Here is a 20,110-nt window from a genome sequence, read left to right on the forward strand (position 1 = left end):
AGACGATGGGCCGGTTTGTAAGCGCTAGCCCCTTGCAAGACGTGGTGAATTTGAGAGCCCCGAAGGCTCGAAGGACAATGGTCGCTTTGAGTCCACCCAGACGTGTCGCAGCATCGAAGCGAATGTCGGTTGTAGGTAGACGGGAGGAAAATTAGTTGTACTATACAACTATGAGTGAACTCGTTTCCATACAGCGTATCGATAAGCTGCGCGCAGCTTCACGCGACATCGTCCGCGAGCTTGGGTTCATGCAGAAAGGGCTAGCTGGGACAGCGCTGTCTCCGTCAGCCGTGCATACGATCATAGAGTTGGGTTACGGCACCGTCACAAATGCAAGTGACCTGAGCTACTTACTGCAGCTAGAGAAGTCATCGGTCAGTCGTCTTGTCCAAAGACTCGCTGAGGACGGATTGATCGAGGCAAAGACAAACCCCGCCGACCGCCGATCTCGGGAAATAGGTCTCACGAAGGAAGGTAAAGCTCTTTTGAAGTCGCTTGAAGACTTCGGGCGCCGACAAATCAGGTCGGCCTTTGAACATCTTGCGAAGGATGATCTCACGAAGGTCGAAACAGGTTTGACGCTTTTCGCCAAGGCGTTGCGAGGAGAAACAAGCCGGGTCTTTGACTCGAGTGCGATAGAGTTTCGCCAGGGTTATTACCCCGGTGTGATTGCGTCCGTCGTTGGTCTGCACGCCTCCTACTACGCGAGCAATTTTGGTTTTGGTGCCATCTTTGAGAGAAAAGTTGCGGCTGAAATGTCAGAATTCATGGGGCGTATAGAAAGCTCCGTGAACACGACATTCTCCGCTTACATTGGCGAAACACTGCTGGGTTCGGTGTCGCTTGATGGAGAGGACCTTGAGGATGGGGCCAGCCATCTCAGGTGGTTCATTGTCAGTCCCGAATCCCAAGGCATGGGAGTAGGAAAACTGCTTCTCGAAAAGGCCACGTCATTTGTTGATACGGCAGCTTTCGATCGAACCCGTCTCTGGACGTTCAAAGGACTCGATGCCGCGCGCCACCTTTATGAAAAGTATGGATTTGAACTAGTCCATGAAGAACGGGGCAAGCAGTGGGGTACGGAAGTCGTCGAACAAGAATTCGAACGAAAACGGAAGTAACCCATCTCTATTTGAAAGGCAGCTCCGTGTGCACCGCCGCCCCTCTTTGCGGAGGAGGATGCCCGAAGATTTCCCCAGGCGTTGCTTTTGAACGTGGCCCCACCTGCCGCGCTCACCCTTTGCTGCAGAGGGCGGCTAGAAACCGCCCCTTTCTTTCATTTGCCCTGTTCCGCAGCCAGATGAGGGAAGCTGTCGACAAAGCGGGCGAATTTGTGTCGACCGCAGGTCACAGGCTCATAGCGTGCAGGATTGTCCTCGGTCACACAGGACGGCAGCGGCGCAAACTCGGCGTCATAGTCGGCGTCGATGAAGAACGGGATCGAGTAACGTTCGCGCCCCGATGTGTTCACCACGCGATGCAGGTTGGCGATATAGCGGTCGTTGGTCAGCTTCTGCACAAGGTCGCCGATATTGATGACAAAGGTGTCCTCGATCGGCGGGCCCATCACCCAATCCCCGTCGCGGTTCATCACTTGCAGCCCGCCCACGTTGTCCTGAGCCAGAATGGTGAGGTTGCCATAGTCGGTGTGCGCACCGATGCCCATCACGCTTTCGTCGATCTTGCCGGTCTGCGGCGGGTAGTGAAGAAGGCGCTGGATCGAAATCGGGTTGGTCATCTTTGGCGCAAAGAAGTCTTCGTCGAGATCCAGAGAGAGCGCAATCCCGCGCAGCAGCTTGGTCGACAGGGCCCGCATGTCCTGATGGTAGCCATAGATCACCCTGGCAAAATCCGGCAGCACCGCTTCAGAGGGCCATTGGTTCGCGCCGAAAAACGGTGTGGCATCTCCCGGTGTTTCCGGACCAAGATCGAAACACTCTTTCAGATCCTTGGTGCGGGTCGGGTCGGTATTCTCGCCGAACATCTCGATATAGCCCCGCAGCGCGGTGCCGGATTTGCTCACGTGCAGGTCCATTTTCTGGTCTAGCGGCAGGTCAAAGAACTGGCGGGTCTGGTCAAACGCGCTCTCGACAACGTCACGGGCCACGCCGTGGTTCTTGACGTACATGAAGCCGACATTGGACAACGCCCAGCGGATTTCCCTGGCGACTTTCTGTTTGTCGCTGCCATCCAAAAGCGGGGCCACGTCGATAACGGGGATCTGGTCAAACGACACGCGTGTGGCGCGCAGGGTGTCGTCCAGCAGGGCGAGGGGGGATTGGGTCATTGCGGTCTCCTGTGTGTGGCGGGAACCTGCCCTCGCGCGTTCGGTCCGACAATTCTGAAAAAATTCATCTGGGTTTAGATGGATTCATCTATGGAGTGATCCTGTCCCTTGTGCTTTGGTGAAAGCGCAAACATCCAAGTTAGAGAAGGTAATGGCCCGTACCTACTATGATCTGCCCCCGCTAAGCGCGCTGGACGCCTTCGAGGCTGCCGCGCGTCATCGCAGTTTCAAACGTGCCGCGGGAGAGTTGAACGTGACCCCGGCCGCCGTCAGCCATCAGATCAAGGGGTTGGAAACGGAACTGGGCCTTGTTCTGTTCGAAAGGCACCGGCGTGGGGTGGAACTGAACCCTGAGGGGGCCATGCTCTATGCCGCGCTGGAACGCGGGTTTTCCCAGATCGGCGAGGCGATTGCCGCGCTGCGCCACCAGGCCGAGCACCGGGGCGTGCGCATCGCATCAACAACCGCCCTATCTTACCTCTGGCTCACCCCGCGGCTCGCGCGGTTCTGGCGCGAGTTTCCCAACGTCCGGGTCACTCAGGAACTGAGCGATGTTGAACCCGAGGGCGCGCGCGCCGACCTTGAAATCCGCTATGGTCACATGTCCGAAGATGCGGGCGACTGCCGGCTTCTGTTCCGCGATGTGATGGTGCCACTTGCCAGTCCCGCGTTCGCAGCCGAGCATCCCGTTACCTCGGTTGAAGAGCTGGCCAAACTGCCGCTCATCCACCTGCATTCACCAGAGGACGTCTATACAACATGGCCGGTCTGGTTCCGCGAGGTCGGCTATGAAGGCCCGCTTGGCGATCTCTTGCACCTCAACAACTACATCATCGCGCTTCAGGCGGCACAGGATGGGATCGGTGTAGTGCTGGGATGGCGCGAGGAAACCCGGCCGATGCTGGAAAGCGGGGCTTTGGTGCCCCTGATGGATCTCGAGGCCCCGGCACCGCGCGAGTTCTACATTCGCGCCGCCACGGGGGCCTCGAAACAGGCTCTGTTACTGCGGGATTGGCTCGTTCGCGCCGCCGAAGGTGCATAAGAAAAGGAGGGGCCGATGTGGCCCCTCGATACGCTTAGTAGCTCTGGTTCAACTCGTCCGCTGCCGGGATTTCGCGTTCGCGGCGTGCGATGTAATCCAGAAGCGCTTCGTTCTTGGCTTCGTCCAGCTTCGGCTCTTCATAGTCGTTGAGCAGCTTGCGGGCGTGGTTCAAGGCGCGCTCGGTGATCTCGACACTGCCTTCGGCCACCCATTGCTCGATCGAGTTGTTGTCGAACAGTTCCGGCATGAAGAATGCGGTCTGGAAGTTTTCCTGCGTGTGCGGGTGGCCAAGATAGTGACCGCCCGGACCAACATCAGGCACGGCGCCCACGGCGGTGTCAAAGTCATCCCATTTCGGGCCTTCCGCCATGCGATAGGCCATCGCGCATTGCTCGGCGTCCACCACGAACTTGGCAACCGAACAGTGCATACCCGCCTCGTTCCAACCGGCCGAGTGCCAGATATAGTTGGCGCCCGCGTGAATGACCGACGACAGCGTGGTCGCACTCTCGTACCCTGCCTGCGCATCAAAGGTCTTGGCCCCGCCAAGGGTGTTCGAGGTCCGCCACGGCACGTCATAGAACCGCGCCATCTGGCCGATCATGAAATTCATCAGGCTGATCTCGGGGGTGCCCGCCATCGGCGCGCCCGACTTCATGCTCACGGTCGACAGGTAATGCCCATAGATCGCCGGCGCCCCACGGCGGATCACCTGCGTATAGGCCAGGGCGGAAAGCGCCTCGGCATTCAGCTGCGCCACGGAGGCGGCCACCGATGCCGGTGTGTTGGCCCCGCCCAGCACGAAGGGCGAACACAGAACCGGCTGGTTGCGTTTGCAGAAGGCCCGCATTGCCCCCAGCATCGTCTCATCCCACACCAGCGGCGAGTTGCCGTTACAGTTGCCTGTGGTCACCGGGTTTTCCTCAAGGAAATCCTCGCCGAACAGGATTGCGCACATGTCCATGACATCCTCGGCGTTCTTGGGCGAGGTAGTCATGCCCATGAAGGTCTTGTCCGAGTATTTCATCGACGAATAGGTGATGCGGAGGTGCCGTTGCGAAATCGGGTGGTCGTAGGGTTCGACAATATGGTGCGCCGAGGAATGCAGCGCAGGCGACATATGCGCCAGCTTGTGGAACATGGCGAGATCGTCGAGCGTCGGGTTGCGACGCACGTCATCAAGGTCACGCAGGAACGGCGCGCCAGTCATCGGAACAAAGATCGAATGTTTGCCGCCAAGACGCACGTTCTTGGCCGGGTTGCGCGCGTGGTAGGTAAAGTCCGACGGGATCGTCGAAATCAGGTCCATCACCAGCGCACGGTCCAGATAGACGGTTTCGTCGACCACCTTGGCGCCAATGCGCTTCCAGTCTTCCAAGGCAATCGGATCGCGGAAGTGGACGCCCACGTTTTCTAGAATGTCCATCGACGCATTATGGATGCGTTCAACCTGGCTACCGTCCATGACCTCGCAAACGGGAATGTTGCGGGTCAGGCCGGGCAGCATTGCGAAATCGGGTGCCGTACGAGCCGCGCGGCGGGCGCTGCGACCGCCCGAGCGGGAACGGGTGCGAGGGGTTTCCATGTTCATTGCGATGTCTCCTTTGACCCTTACGGTAAAAGAGACAAACGGGGCTTCACCTGCAGGATTCCGAAATCTGTTTGCGAAAACCGACACTGCATATGCCCATTGCGAATGCGATGGGCGGGTTGGTTTAGTGCCGTGTGCGCTTGTCCCAGATCGTCAGCGTCCCGAGTCGTGACAGGTGATGCACGCCCTCCTGATCCGCCATGCGCAGATCGTCAGGTGTCGGGACGACACGTTCTTCGAAGGCTTCGGGTGTCAAAGTGGTGATTTCGCGAAACTGCATGCCCTGACCATAGTAGTCCCGACTGGACTGAACGGCCCTGAGAAGCCGCCCCCGGCTGCGCAGGACGCCACCCGCGTTGCGCCCCGTACCGCCGCGTGATGTGACTTCCAGACCCTTTTTGTTGCCCGGATGCGCCTGCCAATCCCCCGTCACCGGATCATCGCTGTGGAAGATCGCAAGATAGCGGTACATGCCGCCTGCCATCGGCGATTCCATGGAGGTGATCAGCCACCAGCGCCCATCGTGTTCAAACACCACGCTGTCTGCGCAGTTGACGCCTTCAAACACATTGCGCACCTTCTCCCAGCGCTCTGGAAACCCGATGCACCGCCACAGCTCCAGAGTGCCGTTCTTGCAGGTTTCCGGCAGCATCCACAGCTGGCCATCATGGCGGAACAGGAACGGGAACGAGGCATGGCACCCCGGATCAAGCACCTGAACCGCCTTTGATGGCCCGTCATCCAGACGCATCGCCGCGATAGTGGCGCGGTCTTTGAAATAGTTCAGGTCCTCGAAGAACGCCCATGTCTCGCCATTCTGTTCGATCAGGAAAGGATCGGCATAGTAGTGGCCAAAGGGGCAGGGCATGTCGCTCACCGACCCGTCCGCCGCCTTGTAGTGCACCCCGAAGTATTCCTTGTGCATCCTCCAGAACGGGTTGTGATCGAGGTGGAAATCATCCAGCCGGTGCAGAAACTGATCCAGCACCTTGTTCACGCGATAGTAGGCGCGGGAAAACCAGTCTGCCCAGATTGGAAAACTGGGCCGCACCTTGTTGCGCGTCGAAAGAAACCGCACAGGGCGCCCCGAACTGATGTCCACATCCTTCTGCGGAAGCACGACATCACCCTTGCAGGTTGCTTCAGCCATGATCGCATTCAGAACCGCCTGATCGTTCATGTGCCGTTCAATCCGCTCTTTCGGGCGAATGATCTCGGGGTCGGCCGACAAGTCACTCCAGCGCCGCATGAAATCGCGCATCACCGGGTTGGCGGCATCCACCCCCACAAGGCCCGTCACACATTCCCGCGTGCCCCATGTCCAGCGCGGGACACCTAAGGCATCAAGCACCCTTGGATCACAGCGTTCTTGCAAAGGGGCCTGCCCATGCAACAGGTAGATCCCGTATTGATCGATGTGATCCAGCATCTCGCTCGGCGACGCCAGTGGCAGGTTGGCGCTGTCCATCCAGATCACGGGGCCTGATGCGCGTTCCACCTCCGGCCAGAAAAGATGCGCTTTCCAGGCATAGCTCCCGGCCGAGGGGACGTAATGTTCCGGCAGACCGTCGTAAGAAAACGTCTCCCACCGCACCCAGGGAAAATCGCGCTCAAGCCGAGCCCTCTGTTCCGCTTCCATGCCAAGATCATAGGCCGCCCACTCCGCCTGTTCGGTCCAGCCCTTGCGCTGAACCGCACGCAGCAGTTGATGCAGGCACCGCCAGTAACGCGCATCGGCAGCGGTCACGAAAAGTGGAAGAGGCTTGGTCATCGCAATCCGAGTCATGAAATGGAATTCCCGACCACTAAACCCCCTTGTGCACCATTTTACCACCCTGCGCCAAAGGAGACAGTTTGCGCTGCGCCTGCCACCTGTTACATGGAAAGGGCGCAACTGGGGGACAGGGATGAGTTGGATTATCTGGACAGCTATCCTATTGATCGCGGCGGTTTACCTTGCCTGGCGGCTGCTGTTCCTTTTCGAAGGGGAAAGGTTTTTTCGGGACGTTCTGCATGAATGGCGTCTGTCCCGCAAATCGCTGGCGCAACTCGATGCAGAATGGGCCGCTTCCCCTGCGAAATCCGACACGATCATCAGCCTGACAACGATCCCAAGCCGCATTTCGCGCATCGACTATGCGCTGAAAGGCCTTCTGGCCCAGTCGCGCCCGCCGAAAAAGATCGTTGTGAACATCCCCGATCATTCCCTGCGTGAAGATTGCGCCTACGAGGTGCCGCCCCACCTGAGTGCCCTGCAAGGCGTTGAAATCCACCGTTGTGGCCGCGACTGGGGACCTGCGACCAAGCTGATCCCAACTTTGCTATCCTCTGATAACCCGGACCAGCCGATCCTCGTGGTTGACGACGACCGCATATATCCACGCGACACGCTTGAAGAGATCGAGAAACACGCCTCCCGCTTGCCGGATGCCGCCCTGACCAACGCGGGCTGGATCGTGCCCGGTGATCTGACCGATGGCCCGACGCGGGTCATGGATAACCTGCTGAAACGCGCGCCCGCGCCCTTGCGGGGGCATCGCCTGCGTCAACCGGAAGAGGTTGACGTCCTTCTGGGTGTCTTCGCCTATCTGGTGCGTCCCCGTTTCTTCGACCTCGAAGACATGACCGATTTCTCCGAAACCCCGCGTGCCGGGTTTCTTGCCGATGACGTGCGCACCTCGGCCCTGTGCAACGCACCCTGTCTCGTGGTGCCAAACAACGGCCTCAGCTATCTGCCGTGGCAGGACTTCAAACACTTCAAGGAAACCTCGCTGGGCCGGATCAACGCCGGGGAAGGCGGGCCGGAAACCCGCAACAATACAATTGCCATCCGCCATTATGCAGATCGCTGGCGTGTCGGCGGACACAATCTGGCGTCCTCACAAGAAACCGTTTAGCGTTCTCCCAAGTTCGATGGGCAAGGAATTTTCGTGACTACTTCTTCGAAAAAGCAGGGTATTGGCAGGATGTTTGCCGAAAAGGCCCCGGTGGTGCGCTACTTGCTGGTCACCAGCGGCATCATGCGCGATCCGATTGTCTTTCTGGTGATTTTCAGCAGCCTCAGCCGCGCTGGCCTGATGTTCTCGATCAACGAAACGGCCAAGACCGCGGAACAGGGTGTTGGGTGGTCCGCAGTCTGGATCGGGGTTTCGGCGGCGCTGATGCTGGCCTTCGGATATGTCCTCAAAATGCGGACCCATGTCCTGATCGAACGCATCCGCAAAAAGACCCGCATTCGTCTGACAAAGACCCTGACCCGCGCTGATATCGACTTCCTGCTGTCCAGCCCGCACGGCCGGGTGCATCAGGCGATCACCCACGAGGTCGATAACCTGTCCGGCGCAATCAACACCGTCATCGGTGCGGTCGAGGCCACGGTCATCATCCTGTTCGCGGTGCCCTACCTGTTCTGGATCAGCTGGGAAACTGGCATGGCCACGGTTGGGGCGATGGTGATCGGTGCGCTGGGCTACCAGTTCTTCGACCGTCCCGCCCGTACGAGGCTGCATCGCGCATCGCAGGATCGCGCGGCCTATTGGGATCGTGTCCGCGATCTGCTGTCCGGCTGGAAGGAACTGCGCCTGCGCCAAAGCCGCCGCGCCGCACTTGAAAGCGAGACGCTCGAGATCATCGAGGACACCAGCCGCCACACAATTGATGCCGAACGCATGTTCGCGGCCTCCACCGCCCTTGGCCAGACCGCGGTGATCCTTCTGTTGTGTTTCGTCGTCATCCTCCTGCCGGTTCTGCCCGGTGGCAGCGTGGCCCTGATGTTCCAGGTTCTGACGATCATTTTCCTGACCAACGGACCGATCGAGTATTTCTTCGGCGCCCTGCCGATCCTTGCCAGCGCCGAAAACTCCTTCAACAGGATCCACGAGGTGGAAGAGGCCCTGACACATGCGCAGTCAGCCTCCATCGACAGTGATCAGCCCGCCCCGACATCCTTCAGGGAAGTCCGGCTCGAAAACATCTCTGCCAGCGTGTCCGAACCCGGCCGCGAGGATGCGGAATTCTTTCATCTCGGCCCCGTTAATCTCACCTTCTCCCCCGGCGAAACCATCTTCATCTGTGGTGGCAATGGATCGGGCAAGACAACCCTGCTCGACATCATCACCGGTCTGCGCCGTCCGGATCAGGGGGAAATCTACCTTGATGGCGCGCCGCTGGACGATCAAAGCCGCCATACCTACCGCGAACTGTTCTCGTCGGTCTTCAGCGGTTTCTACCTGTTCCCGCGCGCCTATGGCCTCAGCCCCGAGGAAATCGAGCGCATGGAGCGCCGCATCGCCGATCTGAACCTTTCCGATCGCGTCAACATGCACGAGGATCGCTTTTCGTCGCTTTCCCTGTCCGCGGGTCAGAAACGCCGTCTGGCCCTCTCGCTTGCGCTGGCCGAACAACGCCCCATCATCGTTCTGGATGAATTTGCCGCCGATCAGGACCCGGCCAACCGGGCGTTTTTCTACGACGTTCTTGTGCCGGAACTCGCGGCTTCGGGTCAGTTGGTCATCGCGATTACACATGACGAACACCAGTTCCACAAATGCGATCGCCTGATCCGCATGGAAGCGGGCAGGGTTGTGCAGGACCAGCGACAGGACCATCGCGCACCACAGGTGTCGGGGTGATCCCCTCGCGTCTCACCGTGCGCCTTCTGGCGCTGTCGATCCTGTGCACAGGGTTCGTCATTGTCGTGGTCAACATCCTGATCTACCGCGCCCGTATCGTGTTTGCCGTTCTGCACCCCGAGTATGTCTCGGAGCAACCTGCCACCATCAGCCGCGCAATCTCTGCCCCGCAGGTGGGCGAGCCCTTTGCCATCTGGATGGCGATCTGCGCTCCGATCCTCTTTGTCGGTGTCTCTGCACTGGTCTACGGCGCATGGCGCGAACAGGCGCGTACCGGTCCCACGGATCGGGGCATCTTCTGGCTCTCGCTGATTGTTGTTCTGCTTCAGGCAATGGCCAGCGTCGGCATGGTCTTGCTGAGCCGGTATCGCTTTCCGGATCACCATGAAATGCACATGGTTGGCTCTTACCTTTTCTTCTTCTCACAGGCCTTCGTCGTCGTCTTCGGGGAGTTCCTTTCGCGCCGCCACGGTGCCCTGGAAGAGGGGCGCAGCTTCATGGACAAAAGGGGCGGAAACCTGCGGCGCGTCTATATCTGGGTGCCGGTCTGCCTTGGTGTGGCCTATCTCTTTCTCTTCGTAATCAAGGGATATGACCTCGGCCCAATCAGCGTGCCACTTTACACGGCCTATACCGTGACAGAGCCAATGCTGCTCTCGTCATTCCTCGGCTACGTCCTGTCCTATCACTTCGATATGGGGCGTGCGATCTGGCGCTACTTGCGCGCCTGATCCTCGCTTCGCAACATGGCGGTGGCACGCCTTGCCCGTTGAAGCGCCGTTCCGTGCGATAACAACGCGAATATGGCAAGTCCGCCCATCACGATCAGGTCCGCATGGGTGCGAAACACGCCCGCAATCACCATCATCACACAGAGAAAGATCACCCGCTCAAGCCGTTCGAAAAAGTCCGGCCAGTCCTCGTTGCTGATCGGGATTTCGATGGCTGTGCGGGCCTTGGCATAGCTGGTGATCACGCTGCCCGAAAAGGCCAGCAGCGCCAGCGCCCATAGATCGTGCATCCACGCCAATGCGCCCAGAACGGCAAGCTCCTGATAGCGGTCCACCATGGCATCGAAATAACCGCCTGCCTTGCTGCGCATGTCCCGCCGGCGCGCCACCGCACCGTCCAGCGCGTCAAAGGCAAAGGCCACCGCCAGCGTCAGCCCATAGACCCACGGGTTGCCGTGCCAGAGGTAGGCCGCGGAGACCAGAATGATCAGCACCAGCCCCGCAAAGGTCACCTGATTGGGCGTCCACTTGGCGCGGACAAGCGGTGTCGACATGGCTTCCCACATCGGGTCGATCTTGGATTTTATAAGCCCGTCGATCATATCGCTCTCCTACTGGTAGCTGCGCACCACGTGGCGGCGGATTTTTTCAAGCCGCGCATTGCGCTGGGCAAGCGCATCCACACGCTGCGGATTGGGGGTATAGGTCGCAGTGCTCTGGTGCCGCAGGCGCGCGGCCGCCTCAAACGCGTTCTGCGCCCATCCCTGGTAACTGGCCGCAAGGGTCGCCGCGCCCAGAACACCTGCATGACGCGCACCGCCCACATGAACCTCGCGATCCAGTGCGTCTGCAACCGTCTGTGCGAATGCGGCATTTGCCGCCACGCCGCCCACCATACGCAAGGGGCGGTTCGTCAGAACACCCCGTTCACGGCTGACCTTGTCATAGGCCCACCGCAAATTCAGCGCGACACCTTCGACCGCCGCGCGACGGATGGCGCGGGCATCATGGTGCAGGGCAAGCCCGTGAAACGCGCCTCTCACGGCTTCGTTGTCCACCGGAACACGTTCACCGGCAAGCCACGGCAGGAAATAGGGGTCATCCGCTTGCGGTGTGCCCATGTCGTCGAATGCCCCCGCCAGTGCCTCGCCTTCGGTTGTGCCGCCACTCATCCGGACCGCCCATTCCATCGCTGATCCCGCGTTTTCCTGCGAGGCGACAAGCAGCGGCCGATAGCTAAGGCTGGATGAAATCGTGGCGTAGGAACTTGCCACGTTCAACACGCGGCCCGGCATGAAACCGGCAATCCAGAGGCTGGTCGCCGCCGAAACATGCAGCGCCCCGTCTTCCACCTCGCCTGATCCCAACGCTGCCGCGGTCACATCCGATGTGCCGCCAAGGACAACGGTGTCGGCCCGCAACCCCAGTTCATCCGCGGCCCTCGCGGACAGGCGGTCCACAACCGCTTCGCCATCCACGATCTCCGGCATCTTGTCCAACCCGATGCCGGTCATGCGCGACAGGGTCTCCGACCACCCTTCACGCCCTTTGCGCGTATCCATCAACCACGTCAGGTTGGCGCTTTCCGAACTCGTGGTGAATACACCCGTGGCGCGATGGATCAGCCAGTCTTTCACATCAAGCAGCCACCGCGTGCGGGCAAAGACATCGGCCTCGTTCTGCATGATCCACAGGATCTTGGCCGTCGGGTCCATGCCGTTCTTGGCCGGCGCACCATTCGCGATCCTGAGCCAGCGGGCGAGTTTGAACGCGCCGTACCCAGCGACCGTCGGAAACCCGCCAACCAGCGACTGGCCTGTTTCTGCCGCCCTTTTGTCCAACCATGTCAAACAGGGCCGCAGCGCCGCGCCACTTTCGTCGGCACAGATCACACCGCACAACTGGCTGGAAAACACGATCACGTTCACACGGGTTTGCAGGTCTGGAAACTCTTCTGCAAGACGACGCACCGCGCGGACGAAACCCTGCCAGAGATCATCCGGCGCCTGCTCGGCGATCCCGCCCGGAGCGAGGTGCATGGGATAGGTTTCGGTGGTCTTGGCCAGCAGAGTCAGGCTTTCGTCCACGACGCCCACCTTGACACCGGACGTGCCGAAATCGGCCGAGATCACGAGATCGCCCATACCTGTTGTCTATCCCTCTTCGCGCCGGTTTTCGCCGCGCGTCAATTGCTTGTCATGTTTCGTCGCACGCTGGCATGGATGCGCCGTGCTTGTCCACCGCGGCCTGATAAAGTGCGACGTAACGCGGCCCGACCTGCGCCACGTCAAAGGTCTCGGCCCGCGCCATTGCCCATGTGCGCAAATCCAGCGCCTTCTGCTGGTCCGAAGCAAGCAGAACAATGCGGTCCGCCAGGGCCGCGGGATCGCCCGGTGGCACCAGCAGCGTCTCGCCGCCATTGGCCAGAACGGTGGCATAGCCCTCGTTCTCTGCGGCAATCGGTATGGTGCCCGCCGCCATCGCTTCGATCAGAACAAGGCCAAAACTTTCGCCGCCCGTTGCGGGCGCGGCAAAGAAATCGGCGCGCGCGACCAAGGCGCGGGCCGCCTCGTTGTCGGGCGGCGGAAGAAAGCGGATCGAACGCATGCCCTGCGCCGCTTCGCGCAATGCGCCTTCCATGCTGCCCTTGCCTGCAATGGTCAGGCGCGCAGCCGGCAGGCGTCGGGACACCTCTTTCCAGGCTTCCACCAGAACCTGCACCCCTTTTCGCTCTTCCAGCCGCCCCAGATAGATCACGTGCGGCCCGTCTTCGGAATGCCTCGGCCCCTGCCGGACATCCCGCCACTCTGAAAGATCAATCGCGGGCGCCAGAATTTTGGGAACCGGATCATGCCCGCGCGCTTCCCATTGCGCCTGGGGCGCCCGCGAGGGCACGACGATACCTTCGAGGCGCTCGTCGAAGTATTTTGCGGCACGGCCCAGGAACCATGTCATCGGGTCAAACCCGCCCCCTTCCGGCAGGGTCGCGTGGAAGGTGGCGACGGTTGGCAGCTCCAGCGCCTTCCAGACCTGCCAGCCGAGCATCGGGGTCCACGGCGTATGCAGGTGAACCACATCCGCCCCCCAGTCGAAAAGCGCCATCGATGCGCCTTCGATCTCGCTCTTGCTGGCGCGGCTCAGCTCGAAATGCGTACCGTGCATCGAGATTTCGCGCACCTTGCCAAGGGTCATCACGTCCGGTGCGCCGCCTTTGCCCGGAGGTGCAATGATCTGAACGTCGTGGCCCTGCCGCTCCAGCCAGTTGCTCAGGTCGCGAACATGGCTTTGAACGCCGCCCGGGCGGTCCATTGCATAGGGGCTAACCTGCACGATCTTCATGGTGGCAACCGGCCCCTTGAAACTTGCGAACGCTTCTTCCCTACCATAGGCTCACCCTCAAATTCGAGCCATTTCAGGATCTTGTAATACGATGACAGATACTGCCTTGATTGTTGCGGCCGGGCGCGGCATCCGCATGGGGCCACGCGGCACCCTCACGCCCAAGGGCCTGTTGAAAATCAACGACACCCCGCTTGTGGCGCGCTCTGTCACTCTCCTGCAAGCCAAAGGCGTTTCGCGGGTGCGCATCGTAACCGGCCATCTGGCAGACCAATACGAGGATATCTTCGGCACCATGCCGGGGGTCGAACTGGTGCACAATCCGGATTTCGCGACGACAGGCAGCCTCCGCTCCATGATGACCGGTCTCGAAGATCTCTCGGGGCCTTTCGTCCTTCTGGAATCCGACCTGATCTATGAAACCGCCGCGCTTGCCCCCGTTCTTGACGGCCCATCGACAATCCTTGTGTCCGGCGTGACCGGATCAGGGGACGAAGTTTATATCTGGACCCGCGACGAAACCATTTTCGACACCATGTCCAAGAAGATCGATGCCCAACCCCGCGCCCATTTCGGTGAACTGACCGGTCTCAGCAGGTTTGACGCCGAAGACACCGAGCGCCTGAAAACCGCCGCACGCGCGGTTCTCGCAGAAGACGCCAAGGCCGACTACGAGGACTCGGTGATCCGGTTGGCGCAGACCCGCGATATCGCCTGCACCCTGATCCCCGATCTGGCGTGGAGCGAGGTGGACACCGAGGAAATGCTCTCGCGTGCGATCGGCACCATCTGGCCGCGCATTCAGGAACGCGACACCTTGCTAGCGACGGCCGGGTAGCCCGTTCATCCGGATCTGAAAGATCATCACAAGGATCAGGGCGAACACCAACGGCGCCGTGGTTGCCGGCAAGGGGGCCATCGTGCCCATCTCGCCCAGCGACCAGAACGCCTTGACCGACACCAGTGTGACATACCCCAGCGTGCCCAGCGCCAGCAGACGCCACCATGCGATCAGCCTGCCACTGCGCGCGGCCTGGGCAAGGCTGGCGCCCAGTAGGGCAAAGACCCCGGGCAGAAACAGCGCCAGATATCGCCGTGCGACCGCGGTTTGCCCGTCCGCCGTTTTGGGCGTGCCTTCAAGGGTGGCGATCTGTCGAAGCGCCGCATTGGGCAGGTAGAAACTCCAGATATCGTGATACTCAAGATGCGCCTGCCGCAGCGGGAATTGCAGCACCAGCCGGTCATGGCGTACGGGAAACAGCACCTGCCCACCCGAAGGGGACCAGACCACCACGTTCTCCAAAATCCATTCCTGATCGGTCGCTCCGGGAATGGCACGGTCCGCCTGCGTGATGCTGCGCAGCGCAGGTTCATCAACGCCTTCGAAAACCATCACCTCGCGCAGTTCCGGGTTTGTGTCCCTCAGAACCCGCGCCCGGATTGCGCGATTGCCGTCAAGAAACCAGCGCGGTCCACTTTCCCCCCGACGAAACCGGTGGGCATAAGATCCGATGCCAAGGTCCGTCTGGGCAAACACCGCCGCAGGGCGCAGCCACCCTTCCAGCGCCACCTGCGCTCCGCCCACGATGCCCCCGACCCACAACATCGAAGCAAGGAACATGCCCGGCCCGGCACCAGCCGCGGCAAGGATGACATGCTCCATGCGCTGATGGCGCAGAAGCTCTGCCACAAAGGCCCCGGCAAGGCAGGCCATCGGCAAGAGGCGCGTCACGATATCAGCCGCCCGGTAACTCAGGTATTGCGCCAGAACCAAGGGCAGGGAATGGCCTGTCTCCGCAACATGCGCCCGCACCTCGTCAAGCGTCTCGGTCAGGTCGATGGCAATGGCAACGGTCAGCAGAACAAACATCACAAAGGCAATCGCCTGCAGATGCGTCATGACAATCATGCGCCGGGCCACTCCGCCGCGCCATCTCATGCGTCACCTCTGACCGGGATCATGATCGCTTCACCGCGCATCAGCACATAGGCAAGCGGTGGTCCAAGATAGGCGAGCATCGTCAGCGCCACCAAGCCCATGAATGGCAGGCTACCGACCGTATCCAGAACAAGAGTCCGGCCCAGAACATCGTAAAACAGCAGCAGAACCGCCGCGAGGGGCAGGCTGGCAAACCGCATCAGGCCACGCCCCGCCGCAAGCACGGCCGCCACCGCAAGAAGCGCCGCCGTTGGCACAAGGATCGCACGCGACAGCACTTCGGCAAGCCGTTTGAGAGGCACCTCGCCCAACACCAGCGGCCGCTCCCAGGTCTGTCGAACCTTGCTGACCTCGGAAACGATTTTCTGCATCTCGAAATCGAACCCCGCATTGCGTGCGCGAAAGACACTGATTGGCGCGGGGCGGGCCTCTGCCGGCAGGCCTTCATAGGCCGTTGTTTGGTTCATTTGCAGTCGGTAGCTGCCTTCGCCGTCCGGTCCGGTCACTGTCCAGTCATGCGATTGCCCGACACGCCATGACCCGGTGGGATGCGCCTGAAAGGCAAAAAGTTTGCCGCGCTCCTGTTCGGTACTTGCGGGCGGGGTCGCAATAAAGGTGATATCCTCGATCGTTTGCAGCGTATTGCGTGGTCCGGCTTCCAGAACCTGCGCCAGAATATAGTCCTTACGCAATTCCGCCTGCGTGATCCGCTCGCCAAATCGGGCGGCAGGCACAAGATAACCCGACACCAGAACCGACAGCATGGCGCCAATCGCCCCCATCCAGATCGCGAACCAGAGAATGCGCGCCCAGCTCACGCCGCTGGTGGCCAGAATGACAAGCTCCCCCCGCCGCCGCGCATCGCTCAGGGCAAAATAGAGGGCGATCAACATGCCAAGGGCCAGTGCAAGATCTACGATCTCAGGCGCCTTGTAGCCGAGCAGTGTCAGCACATGCAGGCTGCCGCCGCCATGCCGGATGGCCCCTTCCATCAGCGTGGTGAAACTCTCGGCCAAGAATACGGCGACCACCAACCCCACGAGCAAGGCAAGCCGCGCAACGGTCGGCACGGCGAGGATGCGAAAAACGGGGCCGGGTCGGATCATGGGGTGATTGTCCGTTTCCCTGCCATTGCTTGCAACCCTTTCACAGCATCGACCAAAGCATTGCTCCGGCCGTCACCCCAGCACCGGCGGCGATCCAGCTGTCGAAAATGTCGAACGCGCCGCCCTGCCGTTTCAGAACAACGGGATAATCTTTTACGCCTCCAATCCGCTTGAGCCGCGACGCACCAAGATCTCCGGCAAGGCCAAGTACACCCACCGCCACCGCGATGCCGCAGGCCAGACCAACAGGTTCCCCGACAAGATAGGCAACGCCAGCGGCCGTTATCACAAGGCAGACCGTGCCGCCCAAAAGCCCCTCAACCGTCTTGCGCGGGCTGAGCACCGGAAAGGCCTTGGTCCTGCCAAAGACCTTGCCAACCACAAGCGCGTAGCTGTCGAAGGTTTCAATCAGGACATAGATCGCCAGCATCAGCGCCATCAGTTCAGGGCGCAGGACACCCTGGGCAAGGATGGCAACGGGAAGCGCGGGAAACAAAAGCACCTCGATCACGGCGCGCCATTTGCTGTTGTCCGCCCACGGCACGGCCAGCAGCCGCCCGGCGGCCAGAAACCAAAGCGCGATCAGCACCGGGGCCACCGCTTCGTGCAGAACCGAGCCCAGCGTCAGCAACACGGCCACGCCGCCTAAAACGTAGCCGTTTCCAAGGCGCACCTGCGCCGCCTCAAACGCTACGCGCCCGGCCAGCAGCAAAAAGAACACCATCAGCGCCCATGGACCGGCCAGAAACACGCCAATTAGAACGGCGGCGGTGATGGCAAGGCTTCCAAATGCGCCGACAAGGTCGCTGGCAACTTTCCGGCCGGCTGGCACCATCATCAAGATCGCGATGGTCGTGGCGCCAATGGCAAGCAAGACCCCGGCGGCATAGGCAATCTGAACAACGCTCACCGGTTCACCTTGCGAATGATACGCGCTTGATGCCACCGCAGCAGCGGCGCAATCAGGCTGGTCAAACGGTTCAGCGCCTTCATCTGCGCCCCGGGAGCATCCACGAAACGTCCCGCATCCATGCCATCCAGCAGCGACGCCGCCACCGCCTTGGCACTCCATAGGCCACCGCCTTCGGTAATCTTCTGCGTGGCCATCGGCTTGGTCCGTTTTTCGGCTGCCAATTGTGGCGTATCCGTATCCGGCGGATAGCTGAGGGTCAGGCTAATGCCGTCCTCTTCCAGCTCAAGCCGCAGAACTTCGGCAAGGCCGCGAAGGGCGAATTTCGACGGCGCATAGGCCCCATAGCCATAGATACCAAAGAACGCGGCCCCAGAGGCGATCACCCCGATATTGCCCCCGCCAGCCGCCGACATCGGCCCCCGCAAAGCGTGCAGGAAATACAGCGTGCCGAAATAGTTCACGGCCATCTGCGTTTCGTGCGCTTCAAGCGACTGCTCGCGGAACAATCCCGGTTCGGCAATCCCCGCGCTGGCAATGGCAATTTCGGGGGCACCCACCTTTGCAATCGCGGCCTCAACCGCCGCCGCAAGCGCGGTCTTGTCACGCACATCCACCGAAAACACATGCACCTCGGCACCCGGGGTCTCGGCCCGCACACTATCGGCCGCCTGTGTCAGCTTGTCGGCATCCCTGGCAAACAAGACCACCACGTGCCCGCGTTTCGCCAAAAGCTTTGCCGCCGCCAGACCAATTCCGCTGGAACCCCCAGTCACGAAGGCGGCGCGCATGGTCTTATCCCTCGTCGCCGTTGGCAAAGGCCAGAAGCGCGTCATGCGCGTCGGTATCTTCGATCTGTTCCGGCGGGTGTTTGAACAGGAAGGCGCTTGCCGCAGCCACCGGCCCGGCCATGCCACGATCCCGTGCAATACGCGCACACCGGATCGCCGTCAGCGCCTCGGCTGCTGCATTCGGGCTGTCCTCAACATCCAGACGGAGTTCGATGTTGGTCCGTGCGCCGCCAAACAGACGCCCTTCAAGACGCACATAGGCCACCTTGCGGTCATTCAACCACGGCACATAGTCCGACGGGCCAATGCGGATGTCATCCGTCGGCAGCCGCTCTTCCATCACCGCCTGAACCGCTTCGGTCTTGCTTTCGCGCTTGCTGGCCAGACGGTCATGTTCCGTCATGTTGAGAAAATCGGTATTGCCACCTACGTTCAGCTGATATGTGCGGTCGATCTGAACGCCGCGCATCTCGGCCAGGTTGGCAAGCGTTCTGTGCACGATGGTTGCGCCAAGCTGCGCCTTGAAATCGTCGCCGACGCAGGGAATACCCGCCTTGGTGAACTTCTCGGCCCAGACCGGGTTGGAGACGATGAATACCGGGATGCCGTTCACGATCGACACCCCCGCTTCAAGCGCGCAACCGGCCCAGAACTCCACCGCCTTCTGTGATCCCACCGGCAGGAAGATGATCAGAACCTCGACACCTTTCTCGCGCAGCAGGTCGATGATCTCGTCCCGCGCCATCTCAGGTGCATCCGACAGGCGGAAACTCCGGTCTTCGGGCTTGGACAGCATATGCGCCGCGACACCATCCAGATCCGGCGCGCGATAGACCAGCGCCTGTTGATCGGAGACCTCGGTATGGAATTGCTCGGTACAGTTGGGGGCGGCAAAGGCCGCTTCGCCCAGCGTCTTGCCGACCTTGCGTTTGTCCACATCGAATCCGGCAACCAGCTCGACATCGGCAGGCGTGTAACCGCCAAGGTTCGGAAAGCTCACCCCGATGGCGGCATCCCCCATGGCGCGGCAATAACTTACCCCCTGGATCAGCGAGCTGGCACAGTTGCCGACACCTACAATTGCGGTGCGGATGGGGGTCTTGGTCGTCGTGTTCATCAGTGAATTTCTCCGCCGGATACGGAAATCATATGGGTTACAAATTGCCCCGCATCCTTGTCATGGGTCACAAGGCGCAGGCGCTCAACTTTCGGGATCATCCCGCTTTCGTCGAGATCGAGAAAGCCGTAAATCAGGCGGTAGTCCCGCCCCTCGATCCGGCTCCAGAGGGCCGCGTCATTCGGGCCGTTCTGCCTGAGTTCGGCAGGCAGGTCGGGCAAAGCGGCAAAGCGTGCCGACCATCGCCCGGCCTCGCGTTTCCTGCGGGCCGAAATGCCATAGGCAAAGACGCGCTCGTAAACAAAGAGGTCGCGCTTCTGTCCCTCTTCCGCATACCTGCGCCAATAGGCCGTCAGGGGACGACGCCCCAGATTTCCGGCACCGTCGTATCGCGCGGTATAGACCACGGTATTGGGGTTCATTGACCTCTGGATAAAGAACACCTGCCCGCGATCCTTGGGCATCGGCCATGTCCGCCGCACCTTCGGCAGCCGCTTGCTCGGGATCGACTCGACCACGCGCAGTTTCGGTCCCGCGTGCCCTTGGGTCGCGCCGAAACCCGCGATCGTGGCACCGGACATCAAGCCAAGCGCGGTGCGGCGTGTAAGGGACTGGCGCGATGTCAT

General features: G+C 60.9%; 18 protein-coding genes. 6 read left to right on the plus strand and 12 right to left on the minus strand.

Going from position 1 to position 20,110, the window contains the following annotated elements:
- The first annotated feature begins 170 nt into the window (after positions 1–170).
- A complete protein-coding gene (locus ABWV42_RS17255) occupies positions 171–1,121 on the plus strand; it encodes a GNAT family N-acetyltransferase (RefSeq protein WP_353341262.1) in 951 nt (316 codons plus the stop codon).
- 155 nt (positions 1,122–1,276) lie between these two features.
- Here the strand turns inward: ABWV42_RS17255 and ABWV42_RS17260 are convergent, their stop codons facing one another.
- Complete coding sequence (locus tag ABWV42_RS17260) at positions 1,277–2,287, minus strand: isopenicillin N synthase family dioxygenase (RefSeq protein ID WP_353341263.1); 1,011 nt, start codon at positions 2,285–2,287, stop codon at positions 1,277–1,279.
- A gap of 151 nt (positions 2,288–2,438) precedes the next feature.
- Between ABWV42_RS17260 and ABWV42_RS17265 the strand changes: the two genes are divergently transcribed.
- Entirely contained in the window at positions 2,439–3,329 is an 891-nt protein-coding gene (locus tag ABWV42_RS17265) for a LysR family transcriptional regulator (protein WP_353341264.1), read from the plus strand.
- A 34-nt stretch (positions 3,330–3,363) separates the two neighbouring features.
- Here ABWV42_RS17265 and ABWV42_RS17270 read toward each other — a convergent pair whose 3' ends face one another.
- Both ABWV42_RS17270 and ABWV42_RS17275 read right to left on the minus strand, forming a co-directional pair.
- Positions 3,364–4,914 (minus strand): trimethylamine methyltransferase family protein, encoded by a 1,551-nt coding sequence (locus ABWV42_RS17270; RefSeq protein ID WP_500150994.1) that lies wholly within the window; start codon positions 4,912–4,914, stop codon positions 3,364–3,366.
- A 130-nt stretch (positions 4,915–5,044) separates the two neighbouring features.
- Complete coding sequence (locus ABWV42_RS17275; protein ID WP_353341265.1) at positions 5,045–6,706, minus strand: glucosamine inositolphosphorylceramide transferase family protein; 1,662 nt, start codon at positions 6,704–6,706, stop codon at positions 5,045–5,047.
- A 121-nt stretch (positions 6,707–6,827) separates the two neighbouring features.
- Here ABWV42_RS17275 and ABWV42_RS17280 point away from each other — a divergent pair, with 121 nt between their 5' ends.
- Genes ABWV42_RS17280 through ABWV42_RS17290 form a run of 3 tightly spaced genes read left to right on the plus strand, consistent with a single transcriptional unit; the run spans position 6,828 to position 10,282 of the window.
- Entirely contained in the window at positions 6,828–7,817 is a 990-nt protein-coding gene (locus ABWV42_RS17280) for a hypothetical protein (protein WP_353341266.1), read from the plus strand.
- 33 nt (positions 7,818–7,850) lie between these two features.
- A complete protein-coding gene (locus tag ABWV42_RS17285) occupies positions 7,851–9,551 on the plus strand; it encodes a cyclic peptide export ABC transporter (protein WP_353341267.1) in 1,701 nt (566 codons plus the stop codon).
- Positions 9,548–10,282: a Frag1/DRAM/Sfk1 family protein gene (locus tag ABWV42_RS17290; protein WP_353341268.1), complete on the plus strand. Its 735-nt coding sequence runs from the start codon at positions 9,548–9,550 to the stop codon at positions 10,280–10,282. The genes ABWV42_RS17285 and ABWV42_RS17290 overlap by 4 nt, the downstream gene beginning before the upstream one ends.
- Here ABWV42_RS17290 and ABWV42_RS17295 read toward each other — a convergent pair.
- Genes ABWV42_RS17295 through ABWV42_RS17305 form a run of 3 tightly spaced genes read right to left on the minus strand, consistent with a single transcriptional unit; the run spans position 10,267 to position 13,621 of the window.
- Positions 10,267–10,884 carry a CDP-alcohol phosphatidyltransferase family protein gene (locus ABWV42_RS17295; RefSeq protein ID WP_353341269.1) on the minus strand — a complete coding sequence of 206 codons (618 nt, stop codon included), beginning with the start codon at positions 10,882–10,884 and terminating at the stop codon, positions 10,267–10,269. The genes ABWV42_RS17290 and ABWV42_RS17295 overlap by 16 nt on opposite strands.
- 9 nt (positions 10,885–10,893) lie before the next feature.
- Positions 10,894–12,426 carry a xylulokinase gene (locus ABWV42_RS17300; RefSeq protein WP_353341270.1) on the minus strand — a complete coding sequence of 511 codons (1,533 nt, stop codon included), beginning with the start codon at positions 12,424–12,426 and terminating at the stop codon, positions 10,894–10,896.
- Positions 12,427–12,478: 52 nt separating this feature from the next.
- On the minus strand, positions 12,479–13,621 hold the full coding sequence (locus ABWV42_RS17305) for a glycosyltransferase family 4 protein (protein WP_353341271.1): 1,143 nt from the start codon (positions 13,619–13,621) through the stop codon (positions 12,479–12,481).
- Between the two features lie 91 nt (positions 13,622–13,712).
- Between ABWV42_RS17305 and ABWV42_RS17310 the strand changes: the two genes are divergently transcribed.
- The gene (locus tag ABWV42_RS17310; protein ID WP_353341272.1) at positions 13,713–14,459 is read left to right on the plus strand and encodes a phosphocholine cytidylyltransferase family protein; all 747 of its coding nucleotides are present in this window, start codon (positions 13,713–13,715) and stop codon (positions 14,457–14,459) included.
- Here ABWV42_RS17310 and ABWV42_RS17315 read toward each other — a convergent pair.
- Genes ABWV42_RS17315 through ABWV42_RS17340 form a run of 6 tightly spaced genes read right to left on the minus strand, consistent with a single transcriptional unit; the run spans position 14,442 to position 20,110 of the window.
- A complete protein-coding gene (locus tag ABWV42_RS17315) occupies positions 14,442–15,521 on the minus strand; it encodes an LptF/LptG family permease (RefSeq protein ID WP_353341273.1) in 1,080 nt (359 codons plus the stop codon). The genes ABWV42_RS17310 and ABWV42_RS17315 overlap by 18 nt on opposite strands.
- 35 nt (positions 15,522–15,556) lie before the next feature.
- On the minus strand, positions 15,557–16,666 hold the full coding sequence (locus ABWV42_RS17320; protein ID WP_353341274.1) for an LptF/LptG family permease: 1,110 nt from the start codon (positions 16,664–16,666) through the stop codon (positions 15,557–15,559).
- Between the two features lie 40 nt (positions 16,667–16,706).
- Positions 16,707–17,576 (minus strand): phosphatidate cytidylyltransferase, encoded by an 870-nt coding sequence (locus tag ABWV42_RS17325; protein ID WP_353341275.1) that lies wholly within the window; start codon positions 17,574–17,576, stop codon positions 16,707–16,709.
- Positions 17,573–18,367, minus strand: a complete 795-nt coding sequence (locus ABWV42_RS17330; RefSeq protein ID WP_353341276.1) for an SDR family oxidoreductase — start codon at positions 18,365–18,367, stop codon at positions 17,573–17,575. Before ABWV42_RS17330 ends, ABWV42_RS17325 begins: the two co-directional genes overlap by 4 nt.
- Before the next feature lie 4 nt (positions 18,368–18,371).
- The gene (locus ABWV42_RS17335) at positions 18,372–19,484 is read right to left on the minus strand and encodes an inositol-3-phosphate synthase (RefSeq protein ID WP_353341277.1); all 1,113 of its coding nucleotides are present in this window, start codon (positions 19,482–19,484) and stop codon (positions 18,372–18,374) included.
- Positions 19,484–20,110, minus strand: a complete 627-nt coding sequence (locus ABWV42_RS17340) for a DUF4833 domain-containing protein (RefSeq protein ID WP_353341278.1) — start codon at positions 20,108–20,110, stop codon at positions 19,484–19,486. Before ABWV42_RS17340 ends, ABWV42_RS17335 begins: the two co-directional genes overlap by 1 nt.

This window comes from Pelagimonas sp. KU-00592-HH (genome assembly GCF_040369695.1).
Lineage (GTDB): Bacteria > Pseudomonadota > Alphaproteobacteria > Rhodobacterales > Rhodobacteraceae > Shimia.

Excerpts from the sequence above, each read along its gene's own strand:
- ABWV42_RS17270 (WP_500150994.1), bottom strand. The coding sequence starts at position 4,914 with ATGGAAACCCCTCGCACCCGTTCCCGCTCGGGCGGTCGCAGCGCCCGC.
- ABWV42_RS17320 (WP_353341274.1), bottom strand. The coding sequence starts at position 16,666 with ATGATCCGACCCGGCCCCGTTTTTCGCATCCTCGCCGTGCCGACCGTT.
- ABWV42_RS17260 (WP_353341263.1), bottom strand. The coding sequence starts at position 2,287 with ATGACCCAATCCCCCCTCGCCCTGCTGGACGACACCCTGCGCGCCACA.
- ABWV42_RS17295 (WP_353341269.1), bottom strand. The coding sequence starts at position 10,884 with ATGATCGACGGGCTTATAAAATCCAAGATCGACCCGATGTGGGAAGCC.
- ABWV42_RS17265 (WP_353341264.1), top strand. The coding sequence starts at position 2,439 with ATGGCCCGTACCTACTATGATCTGCCCCCGCTAAGCGCGCTGGACGCC.
- ABWV42_RS17305 (WP_353341271.1), bottom strand. The coding sequence starts at position 13,621 with ATGAAGATCGTGCAGGTTAGCCCCTATGCAATGGACCGCCCGGGCGGC.
- ABWV42_RS17310 (WP_353341272.1), top strand. The coding sequence starts at position 13,713 with ATGACAGATACTGCCTTGATTGTTGCGGCCGGGCGCGGCATCCGCATG.
- ABWV42_RS17275 (WP_353341265.1), bottom strand. The coding sequence starts at position 6,706 with ATGACTCGGATTGCGATGACCAAGCCTCTTCCACTTTTCGTGACCGCT.
- ABWV42_RS17300 (WP_353341270.1), bottom strand. The coding sequence starts at position 12,426 with ATGGGCGATCTCGTGATCTCGGCCGATTTCGGCACGTCCGGTGTCAAG.
- ABWV42_RS17340 (WP_353341278.1), bottom strand. The coding sequence starts at position 20,110 with ATGACATCGCGCCAGTCCCTTACACGCCGCACCGCGCTTGGCTTGATG.
- ABWV42_RS17280 (WP_353341266.1), top strand. The coding sequence starts at position 6,828 with ATGAGTTGGATTATCTGGACAGCTATCCTATTGATCGCGGCGGTTTAC.
- ABWV42_RS17335 (WP_353341277.1), bottom strand. The coding sequence starts at position 19,484 with ATGAACACGACGACCAAGACCCCCATCCGCACCGCAATTGTAGGTGTC.
- ABWV42_RS17255 (WP_353341262.1), top strand. The coding sequence starts at position 171 with ATGAGTGAACTCGTTTCCATACAGCGTATCGATAAGCTGCGCGCAGCT.
- ABWV42_RS17315 (WP_353341273.1), bottom strand. The coding sequence starts at position 15,521 with ATGACGCATCTGCAGGCGATTGCCTTTGTGATGTTTGTTCTGCTGACC.
- ABWV42_RS17330 (WP_353341276.1), bottom strand. The coding sequence starts at position 18,367 with ATGCGCGCCGCCTTCGTGACTGGGGGTTCCAGCGGAATTGGTCTGGCG.